General features: G+C 32.5%; 14 protein-coding genes. 11 read left to right on the forward strand and 3 right to left on the reverse strand.

Annotated features, from left to right (window positions below; all coding sequences use genetic code 11):
• Window positions 1–10 precede the first annotated feature (10 nt).
• Window positions 11–1,282, reverse strand: coding sequence for an NAD(P)/FAD-dependent oxidoreductase (locus HNV08_RS10150; protein ID WP_173281204.1), 1,272 nt, complete (start codon window positions 1,280–1,282; stop codon window positions 11–13).
• Window positions 1,283–1,419: 137 nt separating this feature from the next.
• Here HNV08_RS10150 and HNV08_RS10155 point away from each other — a divergent pair, with 137 nt between their 5' ends.
• Both HNV08_RS10155 and HNV08_RS10160 read left to right on the forward strand, forming a co-directional pair.
• Entirely contained in the window at window positions 1,420–1,914 is a 495-nt protein-coding gene (locus tag HNV08_RS10155) for an RNA polymerase sigma factor (protein WP_173281205.1), read from the forward strand.
• Between the two features lie 4 nt (window positions 1,915–1,918).
• Window positions 1,919–2,551, forward strand: coding sequence for a hypothetical protein (locus tag HNV08_RS10160; protein ID WP_173281206.1), 633 nt, complete (start codon window positions 1,919–1,921; stop codon window positions 2,549–2,551).
• A 99-nt stretch (window positions 2,552–2,650) separates the two neighbouring features.
• On the opposite strand, the gene HNV08_RS10165 is transcribed toward HNV08_RS10160, so the two are convergent.
• The gene (locus tag HNV08_RS10165; protein WP_173281207.1) at window positions 2,651–3,172 is read right to left on the reverse strand and encodes a hypothetical protein; all 522 of its coding nucleotides are present in this window, start codon (window positions 3,170–3,172) and stop codon (window positions 2,651–2,653) included.
• A gap of 170 nt (window positions 3,173–3,342) precedes the next feature.
• Between HNV08_RS10165 and HNV08_RS10170 the strand changes: the two genes are divergently transcribed.
• Window positions 3,343–3,684 carry a hypothetical protein gene (locus HNV08_RS10170; RefSeq protein WP_173281208.1) on the forward strand — a complete coding sequence of 114 codons (342 nt, stop codon included), beginning with the start codon at window positions 3,343–3,345 and terminating at the stop codon, window positions 3,682–3,684.
• Window positions 3,685–3,773: 89 nt separating this feature from the next.
• On the opposite strand, the gene HNV08_RS10175 is transcribed toward HNV08_RS10170, so the two are convergent.
• A complete protein-coding gene (locus HNV08_RS10175; protein WP_173281209.1) occupies window positions 3,774–4,388 on the reverse strand; it encodes a fumarylacetoacetate hydrolase family protein in 615 nt (204 codons plus the stop codon).
• 157 nt (window positions 4,389–4,545) lie between these two features.
• Here HNV08_RS10175 and HNV08_RS10180 point away from each other — a divergent pair, with 157 nt between their 5' ends.
• The 8 genes from HNV08_RS10180 (at window position 4,546) to HNV08_RS10215 (ending at window position 20,704) form a co-directional block, all read left to right on the forward strand.
• Window positions 4,546–5,433: a phospholipase A gene (locus HNV08_RS10180; protein ID WP_194241999.1), complete on the forward strand. Its 888-nt coding sequence runs from the start codon at window positions 4,546–4,548 to the stop codon at window positions 5,431–5,433.
• A gap of 101 nt (window positions 5,434–5,534) precedes the next feature.
• Window positions 5,535–7,262: a T9SS type A sorting domain-containing protein gene (locus HNV08_RS10185; RefSeq protein WP_173281210.1), complete on the forward strand. Its 1,728-nt coding sequence runs from the start codon at window positions 5,535–5,537 to the stop codon at window positions 7,260–7,262.
• Window positions 7,263–7,393: 131 nt separating this feature from the next.
• Window positions 7,394–10,270: an AsmA-like C-terminal region-containing protein gene (locus tag HNV08_RS10190; protein WP_173281211.1), complete on the forward strand. Its 2,877-nt coding sequence runs from the start codon at window positions 7,394–7,396 to the stop codon at window positions 10,268–10,270.
• A gap of 116 nt (window positions 10,271–10,386) precedes the next feature.
• Window positions 10,387–13,215 (forward strand): excinuclease ABC subunit UvrA, encoded by a 2,829-nt coding sequence (gene uvrA / locus HNV08_RS10195; RefSeq protein WP_173281212.1) that lies wholly within the window; start codon window positions 10,387–10,389, stop codon window positions 13,213–13,215.
• 93 nt (window positions 13,216–13,308) lie between these two features.
• Entirely contained in the window at window positions 13,309–13,995 is a 687-nt protein-coding gene (locus HNV08_RS10200; RefSeq protein ID WP_173281213.1) for an LOG family protein, read from the forward strand.
• 28 nt (window positions 13,996–14,023) lie between these two features.
• Window positions 14,024–15,298: a T9SS type A sorting domain-containing protein gene (locus tag HNV08_RS10205; protein WP_173281214.1), complete on the forward strand. Its 1,275-nt coding sequence runs from the start codon at window positions 14,024–14,026 to the stop codon at window positions 15,296–15,298.
• A complete protein-coding gene (locus HNV08_RS10210) occupies window positions 15,295–18,138 on the forward strand; it encodes a gluzincin family metallopeptidase (protein ID WP_173281215.1) in 2,844 nt (947 codons plus the stop codon). The genes HNV08_RS10205 and HNV08_RS10210 overlap by 4 nt, the downstream gene beginning before the upstream one ends.
• 154 nt (window positions 18,139–18,292) lie before the next feature.
• Window positions 18,293–20,704 carry an alpha-ketoacid dehydrogenase subunit alpha/beta gene (locus tag HNV08_RS10215; protein WP_173281216.1) on the forward strand — a complete coding sequence of 804 codons (2,412 nt, stop codon included), beginning with the start codon at window positions 18,293–18,295 and terminating at the stop codon, window positions 20,702–20,704.
• The last annotated feature ends 169 nt before the right edge of the window (window positions 20,705–20,873 follow it).

Genomic DNA, 20,873 nt, shown 5'->3' on the forward strand with positions numbered 1-20,873 from the left:
ACCAGAATATTTATTTCTTAAACGGACGAATAATTAAGCGTGCTGCTTTATCAAAATTAATATAGTTGTACGTCCAGTTGAAAAGCACAATCACACGATTTCTAAAGCCCACTAAAGACATTAAATGCACAAACATCCAGATAAACCAAGCAAAAAAGCCACCAAACTTATAATGTTTTAGATCTACTACAGCTTTATTTCTACCAATGGTTGCCATTGAGCCTTTATCTTTATATACAAAAGGTTTCAACGGTTTTTTATCTATTAAACGCAACAAGTTTTTACCTAATAAGTTGCCTTGTTGTATCGCTGGTTGTGCGACTTGCGGATGCCCTTTAGGATACGCTTCTGTTGGCATTAAGGCTATATCTCCTATCGCAAAAATATTAGCATAATCTTCTACTTGATTAAATCTGTTAACATTATAACGGTTTGCTCTTTCCATTATAGCTTCTGATTTTAAACCATGAATTGGTGCACCCGTAACTCCTGCAGCCCAAATTAAAGTTTCAGATTCCATAGCTAAGTCAGCATTAGTTGTTACTGTTTTGCCGTCGTAATGTTTTACAATGGTATTACAACTGACCTTTACACCTAATCGCTTTAAAAACGTTTCTGCCTTTTTAGATGCATGTTCACTCATTGGTGGTAAAACGCGGTCTGCACCTTCTAATAAATGAATGTGCATATCATTAGGATTTAAATCGTGATAATCCCTAGGTAGTATATTATTTTTAAGTTCTGCAATGGCACCAGCTAATTCTACTCCTGTTGGTCCTGCACCTACAATTACAAAGTTAAGATAAGCCTCGCGCTCCTTTGCAGAATTAGCTATAGCTGCTTTTTCAAAATTCTGTAAAATTAGACTTCTAATATTTAGAGCCTGAGGCACAGATTTCATTGGCATACTGTATGATTCAATAGCTTTATTACCAAAATAATTGGTTTTAGTACCTGTAGCAATCACCAAATAATCATAGGTTAAATGTCCTATAGAGGTTATAATTTCATTAGACTCAGGCAAAATCTGTTCTACCTCTGCTAATCTAAAAAATGAATTTTTATGTTTTTTAATGATTTTACGCAGTGGATAAGCAATAGAATCTGGCTCTAAACCAGAACTTGAAACTTGGTATAATAATGGTTGAAATGTATGATAATTGTGCTTATCGATAAGCACCACTTGAACCTTTTTATTCGCTAACGTTTTTACTAAATTCACACCAGCAAAACCGCCTCCAATGATAACGATTCTGGGATGTTTTGTATCTGGAATATTCATAAAATAATATGAGGCATTTACTACGCTAAATTTACGAATAATACAGGTAAAAGCAGCGCTTTTTAACTTTTGTTAAATAAATTTGTAACAATACATAAAGTTGTACTACTAATAAGATAACTAACCAATGTCATCAATTGAATAAAGAATTAGAACAAAGTTTTGTAGAACAGTTGCAGAAACATCAAAACATTGTACATAAGGTGTGCAGATTGTACACTAACAATGTAGATGCTCATAACGATTTGTTTCAAGAAATTACGATACAATTATGGCGCGCCTACCCAAAATTTAGAGGCGATGCTAAATTTAGTACTTGGATGTATCGTGTGGGCTTAAACACGGCAATAACGTTATACAGAAAATCGAAAAGACGAATAGACACACAGGCTTTTGATACTGTGCAGTTTAAAATTAAAGCAGAAGAGTATGATGATACCGAAGAACAACAGCTAAAGCTATTATACCAAGCAGTACATCAATTAAACGATATTGAGAAAGCTTTGGTCCTATTGTATTTAGAAGATAAAGATTATAGGGAAATCAGTGAAACCTTAGGTATTACTGAAGTTAATGCACGTGTTAAGATGAACCGTGTAAAAAAGAAATTAAGAACCATACTAAATCCGTAAAAATATGGATGAATTAGAATTATTAAAGAAGGATTGGAAGCAAAACGAAAATCAATTTGAAGCATTTTCGAACAGCGATATCTATAAAATGAGTCACAAAAAATCATCGAATATTGTTAAAACCTTATTTTATATAAGCTTAGCAGAATTGGTGTTTTGGGTATTAATAAATTTTTTGCCTTTTGTGTTATCTGATCGTTTAAAAGCACAGCTTGAAGACATGAGTCATAGCTGGTTGTATATGAGCTTAAACGTTATTAGTTATGGTGTTATCGTATTATTTATATGTCTCCTATGGAAAGCTCACAAGGCTATTTCTGTTACAGATAATGCCAAAAAGCTCATGGAAAGCATCCTTAAAACTCGTAAAATCATTAAGTATTATGTACTTTATAATTTGTTTATTGCCTTATTAAGTATTCCGTTTTCGCTATACTTCTCTGTGAATGAACATCCAGAAATATCACAACAAATAAGCACAGCGTCAACAAAAGAACTTACATTAATTACGTTAGTTGCTGTGGCCATCACAGCTGTCTTTTTAGCATTAATTTGGCTATTCTATAAATTAATTTACGGTATACTCATAAAACGTTTAAATAGAAATTATAACGAATTGAAAAAATTAGAAGTATAATTGTAATAGCCGTTTAGCATTTACAACAACCTAAATATAAAAACAGCATCAAATTTCATTGTATAAATTTGATGCTGTTTTTTTTTAATGAAGAACTAGTTATTTTCTCTGACCAACAAATTGCTGACTCTTTAATTTAAACAATACATTAAAGCTTGTTAAGCTACCATAACTTCTAGTGATATATTGCTGTAAATCTATCTTTTCTTGTTCTTCTAAATTACTAGAATTTATCTTTTGTTCCATAACACGCAATCGGTCGCGTACCATAGTTATTTTATGAAAAAACGTGTCTATAGGTAATTCCTTTCCCTTTAAATTTGTGTCTCCTGGCTCCATAATTAGTTTTCCGCCTTTCCATTTGTCTGCAATAGTAACAACTTCAGAAACATCAGACCATTTTTTTAAAATCGATTTTAGACTACGTTCTACTTCATAAAAACTTACACTATCCACATCATCTTCCGAAGCTTCAATAACTTCAAATTCTGAATCAATATCAATAGTTTCTAATCCAGTTTCAATAAACGTAACCCAATAATGCTTTGATGTAACATTAGTCACTACACCTTTGCCATATTCTAAGTGATTAATTCTTGAACCTATACCTAATAATTTCATAATTATGCAATTGTATTTAATGTATTAATAAAGAACTAAATTAATTAAATTTTGAATTTTTATTGCAGAAAACTCTTACGAATGTTAAAAATTCCATAAGATGCTATATTATTTTAAATAATCTTATGATTTTAAATTATTATCAATTTAAAACAATTTTATTATGAAAAATGTATTTTTTTACTCTATTATTTTTTGGATTTTGTTTTTTACTAAGTACTAACAATCAACCAAAAGTTGGCGATGAATTAATTATTAAGAAACCTACAACCCAATATTATAAGCACATTTATTTTCCCAAACCTAATATTTTAATTAAACGAGGAACAGTCACAGGATATAAAAGTGTTGAAAACAAATTGGTGGTTGTAAAAGAAGTCATTTCGAAAGAAAATGGAGATTATCATGTGGTATTAACCCAACAAAATAATTCTAAATTTTTCGGTTTTCAAAGTCATGTTAAAAGCGAATTACACAAAGGCTATAGAAGCAGAAGAGCTCGCAACTTTTGACTAATTAAATTATAAACATAAAAAAGTGCTTTCAATTATTGAAAGCACTTTTGTTTTATAGCGATTACGTATTAAATAAGCATCATTGGTTAAACCAATTTAAAATCTAGCAACAACTCACCTTCAATTGATGCTTGTAAATGATCTCCTTTAACATTAGAGCCTTTACCTGCTGCAGGTGTTCCTGTAAATATTAAATCGCCTTCTTCTAAAGTCATAAAAGAAGAAACATACGAAATAATTTCTGCAAAGTTATAAATCATTAAACTGGTATGACCTACTTGCTTTTGTTCGCCATTAATTTTTAAATCAAAATTTATAGCAGCCAAATCAGGAAATTCTGAAACCGACTTAAACTTAGACATTGGTGATGCACCATCAAACCCTTTTGCTAAAGCCCAAGGCCCTTTATTTTCTCTACTTGCTGCTAATACATCTGTAGCTGTATAATCTATACCAATTCCTATTTCAGAAATATAAGCATTTGCATCCTCTAGTGAAATATCTTTTCCTTTCTTTCCTATTTTTGCTACCAATTCTACTTCATAAACAAGTTGATTTGTAATCTTAGGGTAAACAACATCAGCGTTATCTAAAACCAAAGTAGACTCTGGTTTGGTAAATATGGTTTGACTTCCGGTTTTTGCCGCACTAAGTTCTGAAATATCGTTAATGTAGTTTTTACCAATTCCTATTATTTTCATCTGTATTAATTATTTTAGTTTTAAGAACGTAAAGATAAATAAAGCAGATGAGCCACAAAACTGCATAATCAAAATTTTAGTTGTTAAAAACGAGAGAAAACACCACACAATTAATAATTATAAATAGCTTTGTTACTCCTAACAGATATAGCAAAACATGATTAAAACAACACCTTGCTTAATAGTACTATTACTTTTATGTTTTAATATAAATGCACAAAAACTTATACAAAAAACAACCTCACTAAAATCTATCACAACGGTTTGGGATTTAGACAAGGCCAATAAACAAGGAACGTTTAAAATAACAGCCTACAAACCCATTTATATTACTGGTTCTAGATATTCAGACCATCCTAATACAAAACCTTTTAGTGAAAACCCAGATTATTCTGTAACCGACGATATAAATTACAACAGTTTTGAAGCCAAGTTTCAGCTTAGTTTTAAAACCAAATTAGCCGAATCTATTTTATTTGGAGAAGGCGATTTATGGGCTGGTTATACACAAATTGCGCATTGGCAAATATACAATACCGAAATTTCTAGAGCCTTTAGAGAACTGAATTACGAACCAGAACTTATATTAACCTATCCTTTAAATTTAACGCTTGGGCATTTTAATATAAAAATGGCTAGTATCAGTTTTAACCATCAATCTAACGGAAGAGACTTACCTCGATCGCGAAGTTGGAATCGGATTATTTTTAATCTTGCCATGGAAAGTAAAAATCTAACACTTTATCTTTCGCCATGGTTAAGACTTTCCGATGAAGAAGATGAAAACCCATTAATCACTAACTATATTGGTAATGGTAGCGTTACAGCCTTATATAAATTAAAGAAACATACATTTTATGCCATTGCATCTAATACGTTTTCTTTAAAAAACAATCGTGGTAGCCTGCAATTTAATTACCTCTACCCAATTAATAATAATTTAAATATACACGCACAACTGTTTACAGGTTATGGAGAAACTTTAGTTGATTATAACCACTATCAAAACACTGTTGGTTTAGGCGTTTCTTTTTCCGACTGGTAGATCAATACGCTTATTTATGATGAATACAACTTTTAGCTTAAAGTATTCGTCTATATTTATCAAAGCAAATATTTAAAACGTATAGTTTAAGAAAAATAGAGATGAATTTTATAACACGAAATCTTTATACACTACTGTTAGTATGCCTTTCAATTACTGTGCATTCACAATCTTCAGAGATTGTTATTGATGGTATTTTTGATGATTGGGATGCTAGTCTTACCACCTTTACAGATATTAATGAATCTTTAAATGGTATTGATATTATTGAGCTTCAAGTTACAAATGATGATGCCTTTTTATTTATCAAAATTAAAACAAATATAGAGTTTGATTTAACCGATAATCTAGTTTCTCAACAAATCCGTCTCTTTTTAGACACAGATAATGATGCAAATACAGGTTACAACATTCAAAATGGCTATGGCTCTGAAGTCGGCATTATATTCAAAGAACTATTTGCTCATTATAACGTATCACCTTATTCAGAAATAAACTTTTCTGACTTAAAATTAAGAGCAGCACCAACCGTAACGTCTAACGAATTTGAAATTGCAATAGGCAGACATCAAATACCAGATGGTATTCATCCATTGTTTCCAAACGCTACCATTAAGATCTTATTAAAAAACGACGATAATTTCGATAAAATACCAAACGAAGGACTTACCTTTTCTTATACATTTGATGACACTCCTGTAACACCATACACACCAATAGATATTACTAAATCTCACACTGACCATATTAGATTACTCGCATACAATACCTTAGCCAGTGGATTAAACGACCCAAACAGGGTTGATAATTTTGAGCAAATAATTAAAGCTATTGCGCCAGATATTATAGGATTAACAGAGTGTTGGGACATTGATGCTGTACAAGTAAAACTATTGTTTGATACATGGTTTCCTTTAGGCACCACTAATGGATGGTATACTGCAAAACTCGGTGGACTAATTACGGTTTCACGCTGGGAAATTATACAGCAATGGACACAGCTTTCAAGGCAATTTCCTGTTTTAATAGATCTTCCTAGTACTTATCCAAAAGATTTATTATTCACCAATGCTCACCTCAATTGTTGCGATGCCGATGATTTAAGACAAGAGCAAGCCGACCAATATGCTGCATTTATTCTAGATGCAAAATCTCCTGGTGGCAGTATAACGTTAGAAGAAAATACGCCGTTTATGTATTCTGGAGATTTAAATTTAGTTGGCTATTCTCAACAACTGACAACCTTAAAAACTGGAGATATACAAAACACCACAACCTACGGTCTTGGTGCAGCATTAGATTGGGATGATTCAGATTTAACAGAAGAGAACTGTTTACAAACCGATTTACGAATGGGATACACATGGCGATCAGATGGTCAAGGTTTTCCTCCTGGCAAATTAGATTTTATCATTTTTTCAGATTATACGCTAACAGCGCAAAAATCATTTGTTTTACAAACCGAAGTGATGCCTATTGACAGGCTGTGGCAGTACAACTTAAATGCCCTTGATACCTCTAGTGCATCAGATCATTTCCCAGTTGTAACCGACTTTTCTATGAATGAAAGTTTAAGTACAGAAATCTTTACTTTGGCCAATGTAGACATTTACCCTAATCCTACACATCATTCAGTACATATAGACTTAAAACACCATAACCTCTACAAAATACAAGTATTAAATACTTTAGGAAACGTATTATTTACTACTGCCATAAATTCTAATTCTACGGATTTAAATTTGTCATCACTCCCTTCAGGATTTTATATTATCGCAATAGAAAATGCTACAGGCCAAAAGGTCTCTCAAAAACTCATAAAACAATAATTAAAAGTTATACGACCTAAAACCTCAATACTTTAACAGTTTTTGCCTGTTTAATTAACTATTTCACAAAGTCATAAATTAAAAATAATAGTAATTTTGATGGCTTAATCTTTTAAGGTAATCGTTCATTAATGGAAAAGGCAAAATCAAACACCTGGCGAAAAGTTTTAAAATGGACTTTAGTAATTGTAGGCTTATTAATTATAAGTTTATTTGCTATACCTACGATTTTTAATGATGTTATTTCTAATGAAATAAAAAAAGGAATTAACAGTAATTTAAACACCGAACTTCAGTTTAAAGACTCGCACATTTCCTTCTTTAACCATTTCCCTTCATTAACGTTTTCTTTTGAAGACATCAATTTAGCAAGCGCTCAACCTTTTAAAAATGATACTCTAATTAGCGCAAAAGAATTAGGATTTGGAATCAACGTATTTAAACTCATTTTTTCAGACAAAGTTGTAGTACATGAAACCTATTTAACCGATTGTAATATTAACTTTATTAAAGATCAATTTGGAAGACATAATTACGACGTTTATAAACCTACAGACACCACATCTATTGATACAGACACTACATCAGCTGGTTTAAACCTTAATCTTAGACGTCTTCAACTAGAAAATGCAGCGATTCATTATATTGATAAAGCCAATGGAATCACCATTAAATCTAGTGGTCTCAATTACAAAGGAAGAGGTGGCATTGTAGATGGTCGTTTAGAATTAGGGTCGCGATTAGACGTTTCAAGTGTCGATGTGGTTTTTGACAATACAGATTATTTAAACGGAAAAAAAATTAAAGCCAGATCTTTTACTATATACGACACTGAAAACTTTTCTGTTGCCTTAGACAAAAACACTATTTCTCTAAATGATTTAAAAGTAAATTTTAATGGAAATCTCGATGTATTTGAAAATGGTTTTTCTTATAACCTTCATTTTAAAACTGAGGATGGTACTTTAGAAAATGTTGTAAGCGCATTACCTCCTAAATATGCAGAATGGTCTAAAGATGTAAAACTTAATGGCGATTTAGATGCAAAATTTCAACTTACAGGCTATTCTGGTGTGGTGCCAGATTCTTCTGCAATTAACAAAATTGAAGTAGATCTTAATATCGTCGATGCTACCGTTAAACATAATGCCGCAGATAAGCCTATAGAGGATTTAAACTTAAAATTAAAAGGACACTTAACCGATAATTATATTAACTTAAGTTTAGACAAGTTTGATTTTTTACTTAACAATGAAAGTACATCAGGACAGGTTTTTATAGAAGGCACCACAGATTCGCTCTATGTAAAATCTGATATTACATCTCAAATTGACCTTACTATTCTTAATCAAACATTACATCTTCCTGACTTAAAGTTTAATGGTGTATTAACTACAGATATCCACACTGATGGCATTTACCAACCGCTATTATCCAAACTACCAAAAACCTATGGTGTTTTTAAGTTAACCAATGGCACATTACAAACCTCTGGTCATCCAGAACCAATAAAAGATATTCAGTTAGATGCTATTGCAGAAAACAAAGGGCAAACCTACCAAGAGTCTACCTTAATCATTAATGCGCTTAACTTTAGTTTTCTAAATAATCAATTTACAAGTGCTGGCACTTTTAAAAATTTTGATCATCTAGAGTATCATATAAAAAGTAACGGAACCATTGATTTTACAGCATTAAACCAGGTTGTAGAATTACCAATAAATATTACAAATGGTCAGCTATATGCAGATGTAGATTTAAATGGTCAACTTAATAGCACAACAAATACCAATCGTAATACAGGACAATTAAATCTATCTAATTTAGAATTCAATAGCCCTATTCTACCACATGCCATAACTATAAATAAAGGTGAATTTTTATTTTTAAATGATAAAATGGCGTTTACTAATTTATCTGTAAACCACCAATCATCTCATGTTGTGATGAATGGTTATTTTCAAAATTATTTAGATTACGCACTCTACTCCAAAGGCATTTTAAGAGGCGATCTTACTCTAAAATCGCCCAAAGTTGATATTACTGAGTTTTTTCCTAAGGAAGATCAGCTTACCCAAAGTACAGACAGTTTAGCTATGACCACTGTAGAGACTGTTGTTAGTGGTGTAATGCAAGTCCCTAAAAATTTAGATTTGGCAATACGCGTACAAATAGACAGTTTACTATACAACAACTTAAAAATTAGTAAACTATCTGGTGATTTAGGCATTAAAAATCAAGGTTTATTTTTAAAAAACAGCACATTAAACATGGTCGATGGAACCGCCAAAATAGACGGATTTTATCAACCAACCTCTACCAAAGCAGCCTTGTTTTCTTTAGATTTAAATGCTGATCATTTAAACATTGAAAAAGGTTATAACAGCATGGCTTTGTTTAAAGAATTAGCACCTGCTGCTGCTCAGGCTTCTGGTATTGTTTCTATAGATTATGAATTGGCTGGTAAATTAGATGAAGATATGTTACCGAACCTTCCATCCTTAACCGGAAAGGGGACTATAAAAGTTCATGATGTAAAATTCGATGGTTACAAATTACTAGGAAAAGTTTCAGAAAAATCTGGATTTGAAGCACTAAACGACCCAAAGATTTCTGAAATCACCATTAACTCTGTGGTAAAAAACAATGTATTAGATATAGAACGCTTTAAATTTAAAGTCCGTCCATTTAAATTGAGATTAGAAGGACAAACTTCTCTAGATGGCGATTTAAGTCTTAAAATGCGTATTGGCTTACCTCCTCTTGGTCTCATAGGAATTCCTGTGGTTATTCAGGGCAACAGTGAAGATTTCGACGTAAAACTAGGAAAAAAATCAAAAGATTTAAACACAGACGATACGACTGTAGATAGCGCCTTTAATGATAGTATAGAATCTATTTCCGAACAAAAAGATGCCTTGAGAGAAAGTCAGTCGGCACAAGAAATAGATAAATTACAAGACACTATAAAACAAGTAAAAACAGATAGTTTAAAAACAAAAAACTAAAGTGCCATTAGGCATTCCTATTTACATTATCTATCACAACTATAATTTGTACCTTTGCAAATCTGTCTTCTAAACAGATATAATTGCTATAACACAAACGGAAGATTAAATCTAACATGAGCCAATTCAACGATTCCATTGAAGTTAAAGGTGCACGTGTGCACAACTTAAAAAATATCGATGTCACTATTCCTAGAGAAAAGCTTGTAGTCATAACAGGTTTATCCGGAAGTGGAAAATCATCTTTAGCCTTTGACACTATTTATGCAGAAGGCCAACGACGTTATATTGAAACATTTTCTGCCTATGCTCGTCAATTTTTAGGAAGCCTAGAACGACCAGATGTTGACAAAATTGATGGTCTCTCTCCTGTTATTGCTATAGAACAAAAAACGACGAGTAAATCACCACGCTCAACCGTTGGGACCATCACTGAGATTTACGATTTTCTCCGTTTGTTATATGCCAGAGCAGCAGATGCCTACAGTTATAATACTGGTGAGCAAATGATTAGTTATAACGACGAGCAAATAAAAGAATTAATAATAGATGCATATCAAGGTAAACGTATAAATATCTTATCTCCAGTTATTCGTTCTCGTAAAGGCCATTATCGCGAGTTGTTTGAGCAAATTGCCAAACAAGGCTTTGTAAAAGTAAGAACCGATGGCGACATAGTAGATCTAGAAAAAGGCATGAAATTAGATCGTTACAAAACCCATGATATTGAAATTGTTATTGATAGACTAAAAATCGATGACACTCAAGATAATGAAAAACGATTAATGGAATCCATTAATACAGCTATGTATCATGGAGAAGACGTCTTATTAATAATTGACCAAGACACCAACGAACCACGTTATTTTAGCCGAAATTTAATGTGTCCGTCTTCTGGTATTTCCTACCCAAATCCCGAGCCAAACAACTTTTCTTTTAATTCGCCTAAAGGTGCTTGCCCAAATTGTAATGGCATTGGTGAATTATACGTTGTAAATGATCAAAAATTAGTTCCAGACGAATCATTATCTATAAAAAATGGAGCTCTTGCTCCTCATGGTCCTCAGAAAAAAAGCTGGATTTTTAAGCAATTCGAAACCATTGCCCAACGTTTTGAGTTTTCATTAAACGATGCTTGGAAAGATATTCCTGAGGAAGCCAAACACGTTATACTTCATGGTGGAAAAGAAAAATTCACTGTAGAAAGCAAATTATTAGGTGTAACCCGAGATTACAAAATAGATTTTGAAGGTGTCGCAAACTTTATAGAAAATCAATACAAATCAGATTCCACATCGCTCGTCCGTTGGGCAAAAGACTATATGGACAAAATTGAATGTCCAGAATGCTCAGGATCTCGCTTGCGAAAAGAATCGTTGTACTTTAAAGTAGACGGAAAAAATATTGCAGAGTTAGTGAAAATGGATGTTGTAGAACTTGGTGCATGGTTAGACGGTTTAACCACAAGACTGACTCAAAAGCAACAAAAAATATCAGCAGAAATAATAAAAGAAATAAGAAGTAGAGTTCAATTTCTGCTAGACGTTGGCCTTACCTATTTATCACTCAACAGAAGTTCTAAATCACTGTCAGGAGGCGAAGCACAACGAATTCGGTTGGCCACTCAAATTGGTTCACAACTTGTTGGCGTATTATATATTTTAGACGAACCTAGTATTGGCTTACATCAACGCGATAATGAAAAATTGATTAATTCATTAGTATCATTACGCGATGTTGGTAATTCTGTTATTGTTGTAGAGCACGATAAGGATATGATAGAACGTGCAGATCACGTTATTGACATTGGACCATTTGCCGGAAAATATGGAGGCGAAATTATTAGTGAAGGCACACCGAAAGACCTTTTAAAGCAAAATACATTAACTGCGGCCTATTTAAATGGTGAAAAAGAAATAAAAATTCCGGAGACAAGACGCAAAGGCAATGGAAATAAGTTAGTCTTAAAAGGCTGTACAGGTAATAATCTTAAAAACGTAGATGTAGAATTTCCTTTAGGTAAAATGATTGGTATTACTGGTGTTTCTGGTAGTGGTAAATCTACTTTAATAAACGAAACCCTATATCCTATTCTCAATGCACATTACTTTAATGGTGTAAAAAAACCGATGCCTTATAAAAGCATAAAAGGATTAGAACATTTAGATAAAGTGATCGATATAAATCAATCACCAATTGGTAGAACACCTCGTAGTAATCCTGCAACATACACTAAAACTTTTGATGAAATAAGAAAATTATTTGCCATGATACCAGAAGCCATGATAAGAGGCTATAAACCTGGACGCTTTAGTTTTAATGTTAAAGGTGGTAGATGCGAAACATGCCAAGGAGGAGGATTAAGAGTTATAGAAATGAATTTCTTACCAGATGTCTATGTAGAGTGTGAAACGTGTCAAGGTAAACGCTTTAATCGTGAAACGCTAGAAATTAGATATAAGGGTAAATCAATTAGCGATGTATTAAATATGACTATTGAAGAAGCGGTAAGTTTCTTTGAGCATATTCCTAAAATTCATAGAAAACTCAAAACCATTAAAGATGTAGGTTTAGGTTATATTACGCTTGGCCAACAAAGTACAACACTTTCTGGTGGCGAAGCCCAACGTATTAAATTGGCAACAGAATTAAGTAAGCGGGATACAGGCAACACTTTTTATATTTTAGACGAACCCACAACAGGTTTACATTTTGAAGATATTAGAGTACTCATGAAAGTACTTAACAAATTAGCAGACAAAGGAAATACAGTTTTAATTATTGAACATAATCTCGATGTGATAAAAACTGTAGATTACATTATAGATATTGGTTACGAAGGCGGAAAAGGTGGTGGCCAAGTTGTTGCCAAAGGAACACCAGAAGAGATTATAAAAGATAAAAAGAGCTTTACAGCTAAATTTTTAAAGAAAGAATTGAATTAACAATATATTGACATTTACAGTTTGAAGAAGTAGAGATAAAATACCTACTTTAGGGAGTTGTAAATTCTAAATAAAAAATATAGACAACGACGTATGAGAAACGAAATAAAAAATAAAGGCTGGAACGAAATCAAAACCAATGACTCTTGGGCTATTTTTAAGATCATGGGTGAATTTGTAAATGGCTATGAAAAACTTAGTAAAATAGGACCATGTGTCTCTATTTTTGGTTCAGCCAGAACCAAACCAGATCATAAATATTATAAATTAGCGGAAGAGGTAGCTGCCAAAATCGTAGACCATGGCTATGGTGTTATTACAGGTGGAGGTCCTGGTATTATGGAAGCTGGTAACAAAGGAGCGCACATTGCAGGAGGAACTTCTGTAGGTCTTAATATTGAATTACCTTTTGAACAGCACGACAATCCATATATAGACAGTGATAAAAGCTTAGATTTTGATTACTTCTTTGTGAGAAAAGTTATGTTTGTAAAATACTCGCAAGGCTTTGTAGTAATGCCTGGCGGATTTGGGACATTAGACGAATTGTTTGAAGCTATCACTTTAATTCAAACGCATAAAATAGAAACATTCCCAATTATATTAGTAGGCAAAGAATTTTGGGGAGGTTTAATGGATTGGGTGAAATCTACCTTACTTGGAGCTGGAAATATTAGCGAAAAAGATTTAGACCTTATTCACTTAGTAGATTCTGGAGATGAAGTTATAGACATCCTTAACAATTTTTACAAAGAATACGACCTGAGTCCAAATTTCTAAAAGAAACCATATTTTTTAATTCAATGCTATGAAAAAGAAAATTCTTGGTTTTTTTATATTAATTCTTGTTTCAACATCATCGGTTACTGCACAAGAGACCATTAAAGTAATGTTTTACAATTTACTTAATTACCCTCTTGAAGATGCTGTACCTAATAGAATTAATGATTTAGAATACATTCTTAATGACTATCAACCCGATTTATTCTTGGTTTGTGAGCTCAATAACAGCACTGGCGCATCTAATGTGTTAAATGCTACACGAACTGCAATTAGCTCTAATTTTGAAATGGCCACCTATGTTTCTAACACTTCTGATGATGCCGTAGGAGATCAAAACGATTTACAAAATCTATTGTATTATGACAGCACTAAATTTACCATAGAAGAAGAAATAATTGTACCAACATACCTAAGAGATTTTAACGTTTATCGCGTTCAGTTAAACACTATAAATCAACATACTAATCCAATTGAGATTTATATTATTATAGGTCATTTAAAAGCTTCTAGCGGCACAACGAACGCACAAAAACGTTACGAAATGATCCTAGATTTAGAAACCTATTTAAATACATTACCTGCAGATACTAACGTCGTATTGGGTGGCGATTTAAATGTGTATACCTCAAGCGAAACTGCTTTTCAAACACTGATTAATTCTAGCAATACGATTACATTTGTAGATCCTGCTAATCGCATAGGTAGTTGGCATAACAATTCGGATTATATTGATGTATTTACACAATCTACGAGAACACAAACAGGAATGGGAGGTTCTACTGGAGGATTTGATGATAGATTTGATTTTATTTTAACCTCAGAACATATGGTAAGTGCGTCCAATCTTACTTATGTACCAGATTCTTACCAAGTTTATGGTAATAATGGACTGGTGTCTTGCTGGAACAAATCCATTAACTCTTTAGATTGTGAAACCACAGGCTCTCAATTTTCGTATACCTTGAGAAACGCATTACATAATTTTAGTGATCATCTTCCCGTTACTATATCATTAGAAACCGATGCATCATTTTTAAGTATTAATGAGGTTGAAATAAGCAATGTATTTCACTTAGAAAACACGCAAATTAAAGAAACACTTAGTATTAACATCAATGCACCCAATGGGATGCACAATACAGCTTTAGTGTATAATGCATTAGGTCAGAACATAAAAACATTAACCCTAAACTCGGCAGTAAAACAACATTTCAATGTTTCAGATTTACAAAATGGTCTATACTATTTAGTACTATCTAACAGCAATCACAAACCCGTTAAATTCGTTATTTCAAATTGAGAATATCTAGCATCATACCTATATTAATTTATGTTTTTAGCTTAGGTTGCCTAGCGCAAAACCAGCTAGATATTGATGCTATTGTAAATGTTGAAGATAAAACCATCGCTATTTCACAATCAATCGTTTATAAAAACGAATCTAACACCACACTAAAAACGATTTATTTAAGTGATTGGAATAATAGTTTTTCAACAAAATCTACGCCATTAGCCAAACGTTTTGAAGAAGAATATAGCACAAAATTTCATTTGGCAAAAAATGAACAACGTGGATACACTGTCATCACTTCCATACAAAATAAGCATCACGTTGATTTAGAGTTTACAAGACTAAAACAACATCCAGATGTGTTAGCCGTAACTTTAGCGCAAGGCATAAAACCAGGCGAATCTTACGCTATTAATCTTAATTACAATCTACGCATTCCAGATGCTTCGTTTACAGATTATGGGTTTACCAAAACGGAAGATTTTGAACTGAAATACTGGTACATAACACCAGTTGTTTATAATGGAAAGTGGCAGTATTACAGTAATAAAAATTTAGACGATCTTTTTATCCCTAAGGCAGATATTACCTTAAAAATTACACATCCATTAAATTATAAAGTAACCTCTGAATTAGATTTTTATGATATAAAAAGTGATCCAAAAGATGCCACACAAACTACGACCTTAATTGGTAAAGACAGAGTGGATTCTTATTTGTCATTAAATAAATTCCCAGACTTTAATTTTGTGCAAACTGACGATTTTATAGTGGTCTCAAACATACATGAAAAAGGACTAAAACCAGGCCCAATAAAAGCAGTCATTACAGACAAAATCACATCTTTTTTAACAAAGAATTTAGGTCAATATCCACATAAGCAATTACTTGTTTCAAATATTGATTATCAAAAAAATCCATTGTATGGTCTTAATCAATTACCGAGTTTTTTCAGACCATTTCCCGATGAATTTCAATATGAATTAAAAGTTCTAAAAACCGCCTTAAAAAAATATTTAGATAATGTCTTGTTGTTAAACCCTAGAAAAGACCATTGGCTGAGTGAAGGTCTTCAAATTTATTTTTTAATTAAATATGTTGAAGAATTCTATCCAGACCAAAAACTGTTAGGATCTCTTGCCAATGTTTGGGGCATTAGATCTTTTCATGCATCAGATTTAGATTTTAATTTTCAGTATTTTCTATACTCTATGGAAATTGCCCGAAAAAACAGAGATCAACCTATTGCTACATCAAAAGATTCTTTAACAAAGTTTAATGCTAATATCGCCGGAAAATATAAAGCCGGAATAGGACTTAAGTATTTAGACCATTTTACAGACGATATTAATTTAAGCCATAATATCACTGAATTCTTAGCATTAAATCAATTAAAACACATTGAGGTTAATGCGTTTGAAACCTATTTAAAAGCCAACACACAAAAAGATATAAATTGGTTTTTTGAAGATTACATAAACACAAGAGCGAAGATAGATTTTAAAATCACATCTATTTCAGAGGATAAAGACTCCTTAAAAGTGACTGTAAAGAATAAGAGACATAACAATATGCCAATCTCTTTATATAAACTAAAAAATGATTCTGTAATAGATAAAATTTGGATTGAACACATAAAGGGTAAAAAAACTATCTCACTGGCTAAAGATGATACAGAGAAATTTGCTTTAGACTATGACAATGTCATTCCAGAATTTAACCAACGTGATAATATAAAAGCTGCCAATGGTTCTTTCTTAAAAAACAAACCTTTACAGTTTAGACTTTTTAAAGATATTGAAGATCCAAATTACAATCAAATTTTCTTTATGCCATTAGTAGAGTTTAATAACATCTATGATGGCCTAACACTTGGAACAAAAGTGTATAATAAAACCATTTTAAGAAAACGATTAAATTATAGATTTTCGCCTCAATACGCTACAAAATCGAGAACACTTACAGGATCGACATCATTATTTTATTCGCATAATTTAGAAAATCAAAATCTATTTGATATCACTTTTGGCGTATCTGCCAGTTACAAATCCTTTGCCGAAGATGCGTTTTTTACAAGGATAAGACCATCTATTTCATTTAATTTTAGAAAGGATACCGATTTTAGATCAGACCAAAGAGATCAGATCTCAGCACGATATGTTAGCATTAGTAGAACTTTAGGAGAAAACGCCAATGTTGTGATAGAAGAACCCGATTATGGTGTATTTAATTTAAGGTACACACATCACAATCCTGGAATAATAAATTTTTCAAGCTTTTATACCGACGTACAAGTCGCAAATAAGTTTAAAAAACTAGCCTTTAACTATGAGTTTAGAAAACTCACTAAAAGTAACAGAAATATCAATTTTAGATTTTATGCTGGCTTTTTTCTAGATAGCCAATTAGATCCTGCCTCTAATGATTTTAGTTTTGCATTAGATAGACCTACTGATTATTTGTTTGACTTTAATTATTTAGGGCGTTCGGAGGACTCAGGCTTATTTAGTCAGCAAATTATTATTGCAGAAGGCGGTTTTAAATCACAATTAGATCCTGCATTTGCAAACCAATGGATAACCACAGCAAATTTCAGTACATCCATATGGCGATACATACAAGCTTATGGCGATTTGGGTTTAGTTAAAAACAAATTTCAAAATGCAAAATTTGTATATGACTCAGGCATAAGATTAAATTTAGTTGAAGATTATTTTGAAATATTTTTACCTATTTATTCTAATTTAGGGTGGGAAATTGCCCAGCCTAATTACGATCAAAGTATTCGGTTTATGTTTACGGTAGACCCAAATGTCCTATTAGGTCTATTTAGACGAAAGTGGTATTAACAAATTCTTATTGAAATGTTAAAATACTTATTTAAATTATATTATTCTTACTAAAAACCAAATTACATTAGTAAATTCACAATAATATAACGTTAACAACTATTGCATTTAGCCTTAAATTTTCGTACTTTTGTTAGATATTAGCTATACCTACATGAAGACAAATTCTAACACCAAAACAGAGATTACATTCGAAGATTTTAAAACAGAGGTTTTAAATGATTTTAAACTCGCTGTAACAAGTAGAGAATGTAGTTTGTTGGGTCGAAGAGAAGTTTTAACAGGTAAAGCTAAATTTGGCATTTTTGGCGATGGTAAAGAAATCCCTCAAATTGCATGGGCAAAAGCCTTTGAAGATGGCGATTTTAGATCTGGCTATTATAGAGATCAAACCTTTATGATGGCAATTGGTGAATTAACAATTGAACAATTTTTTGCCGGTTTATATGCCAATACAGACTTAAAAGAAGAACCCATGTCTGCTGGTAGACAAATGGGTGGCCATTTTGCCACACATAGTTTAGATGAAAATGGACAATGGAAAAACCTAACTAAGCAAAAAAATTCTAGTGCAGATATTTCGCCAACTGCTGGTCAAATGCCTAGACTTTTAGGTCTTGCTCAAGCATCGAAAATCTACAGACAGGTTGAAGGAATAGACACCACCAATTTCTCTATCTCTGGTAATGAAATTGCTTGGGGCACCATTGGTAACGCAAGTACTAGTGAAGGTCTTTTCTTTGAAACCATAAATGCTGCTGGTGTTTTACAAGTGCCAATGATTATAAGTGTTTGGGATGATAATTATGGCATATCTGTACACGCAAAACACCAAACAACTAAAGAAAACATATCCGAAATACTCAAAGGGTTTCAACGTAACAAAGACCAAAAAGGTTATGAAATTTTTAGAGTTAATGGTTGGAACTATCCTGAATTAATGGATACCTACCAAAGAGCAGCTAAAATTTCTAGAAAAGAACACGTCCCTGTCATTATACACGTACAAGAATTAACACAACCACAAGGACATTCTACTTCTGGTTCTCATGAACGATACAAGGATATAGAACGTTTAACTTGGGAAACTGAATACGATTGTAATGCACAAATGCGTCATTGGATAGTTGCTAATAATATTGCTACTGATGAAGAATTACTCAATCTTGAGCGTAGTATAAAAAGAGAGGTTAGAGCAGCTAAAAAAGAGGCTTGGCTTACATTTATCAAGCCCATTATTGCCGAAAGCAAACAAGCCATACAACTCTTAGATCAGTTAGCCACAACTAGCGCTAATGGTGTTTTTATTAGAAAATTAATTAGTGACTTAGAATCTATTGAAGAACCGCTAAGAAAAGATATTTTATCTACCGCTCGCAAAGCACTTCGCTATGTGGTTTCCGAAACCTCTAGCGCAAAAACGTCATTACAAAATTGGATTACTAATTATTTAAATAAGGTTCAACCTAAATATAGTTCGCATTTACACAGTGAATCGTCACTAAGTGCATTAAATCAGAAAGAAGTTTTACCAACGTACAATGAAGATGCAGAAGAGGTAGATGGACGATTAGTTCTACGAGAAAATTTTGATGCTATCTTTAAAAATTATCCCGAAAGTTTAATTTTTGGTGAAGACGCAGGTTATATTGGAGACGTCAATCAAGGATTAGAAGGGCTACAAGAAAAATACGGCGAATTAAGAGTCGCTGACACAGGAATTAGAGAAGCAACCATAATTGGGCAAGGTATTGGTATGGCAATGCGAGGCTTAAGACCAATCGCAGAAATACAATATTTAGATTACATTATGTACGCCTTACAAATAATGAGTGATGATTTGGCTACGGTGTTATACAGAACAAAAGGACGCCAAAAAGCGCCTTTAATTGTAAGAACACGTGGTCATCGATTAGAAGGTATTTGGCATTCTGGATCACAAATGGGTGGTGTTTTAAACTTAGTTAGAGGCATACATGTTTTAGTTCCTAGAAATATGACTAAAGCCGCTGGCTTTTACAACACACTATTAGCAAGTGACGAACCTGCATTAGTCGTAGAATGTCTTAATGGTTACAGACTTAAAGAGAAACTACCAAACAACATTGGCGCGTTTAAAACACCAATTGGTGTTGTAGAAACCATTAGAGAAGGCGAAGATATAACTTTAGTATCCTATGGCTCTACTTTAAGATTAGTAGAGCAAGCCGCTAAAGAATTACAAGAAGTTGGCATTGATGCAGAAATTATAGATGTGCAATCCTTATTACCATTTGATTTAAATCATGATATCGTAAAAAGTATTGCAAAAACCAATCGTGTTATGGTCATCGATGAAGATGTCAAAGGTGGCGCTTCTGCATATATATTAGATCAAATCTTAAATGAACAAGATGCTTTCCAATATTTAGATAGCAACCCAAAAACTTTAGCCGCTAAACCGCATAGACCTGCTTACGGAACCGATGGCGACTACTTTTCTAAACCATCTGTAGAAGATATTTTTGAAGCCATATATGAGGTCATGTACGAGTTAAATCCTGCTGATTTCCCGAAATTGAGATAGCAACGCTATGTTATAAATTATACAAAAAGCGTTATCTATTAAAACAGATAGCGCTTTTTCGACTTATCCCCTTCCCATTTTAAAAGTTTAATAAAATTGAACATAATTAATTATTGTATTTTTGTGTGCTGATTTATTTTCAGCAAATAACATCAATCACTAAATAATT

This window comes from Winogradskyella eckloniae (assembly GCF_013249045.1).
GTDB classification, from domain to species: domain Bacteria; phylum Bacteroidota; class Bacteroidia; order Flavobacteriales; family Flavobacteriaceae; genus Winogradskyella; species Winogradskyella eckloniae.

Excerpts from the sequence above, each read along its gene's own strand:
- HNV08_RS10150 (WP_173281204.1), bottom strand. The coding sequence starts at position 1,282 with ATGAATATTCCAGATACAAAACATCCCAGAATCGTTATCATTGGAGGC.
- HNV08_RS10160 (WP_173281206.1), top strand. The coding sequence starts at position 1,919 with ATGGATGAATTAGAATTATTAAAGAAGGATTGGAAGCAAAACGAAAAT.
- HNV08_RS10165 (WP_173281207.1), bottom strand. The coding sequence starts at position 3,172 with ATGAAATTATTAGGTATAGGTTCAAGAATTAATCACTTAGAATATGGC.
- HNV08_RS10170 (WP_173281208.1), top strand. The coding sequence starts at position 3,343 with ATGTATTTTTTTACTCTATTATTTTTTGGATTTTGTTTTTTACTAAGT.
- HNV08_RS10175 (WP_173281209.1), bottom strand. The coding sequence starts at position 4,388 with ATGAAAATAATAGGAATTGGTAAAAACTACATTAACGATATTTCAGAA.
- HNV08_RS10180 (WP_194241999.1), top strand. The coding sequence starts at position 4,546 with ATGATTAAAACAACACCTTGCTTAATAGTACTATTACTTTTATGTTTT.
- HNV08_RS10185 (WP_173281210.1), top strand. The coding sequence starts at position 5,535 with ATGAATTTTATAACACGAAATCTTTATACACTACTGTTAGTATGCCTT.
- HNV08_RS10190 (WP_173281211.1), top strand. The coding sequence starts at position 7,394 with ATGGAAAAGGCAAAATCAAACACCTGGCGAAAAGTTTTAAAATGGACT.
- uvrA (WP_173281212.1), top strand. The coding sequence starts at position 10,387 with ATGAGCCAATTCAACGATTCCATTGAAGTTAAAGGTGCACGTGTGCAC.
- HNV08_RS10200 (WP_173281213.1), top strand. The coding sequence starts at position 13,309 with ATGAGAAACGAAATAAAAAATAAAGGCTGGAACGAAATCAAAACCAAT.
- HNV08_RS10205 (WP_173281214.1), top strand. The coding sequence starts at position 14,024 with ATGAAAAAGAAAATTCTTGGTTTTTTTATATTAATTCTTGTTTCAACA.
- HNV08_RS10215 (WP_173281216.1), top strand. The coding sequence starts at position 18,293 with ATGAAGACAAATTCTAACACCAAAACAGAGATTACATTCGAAGATTTT.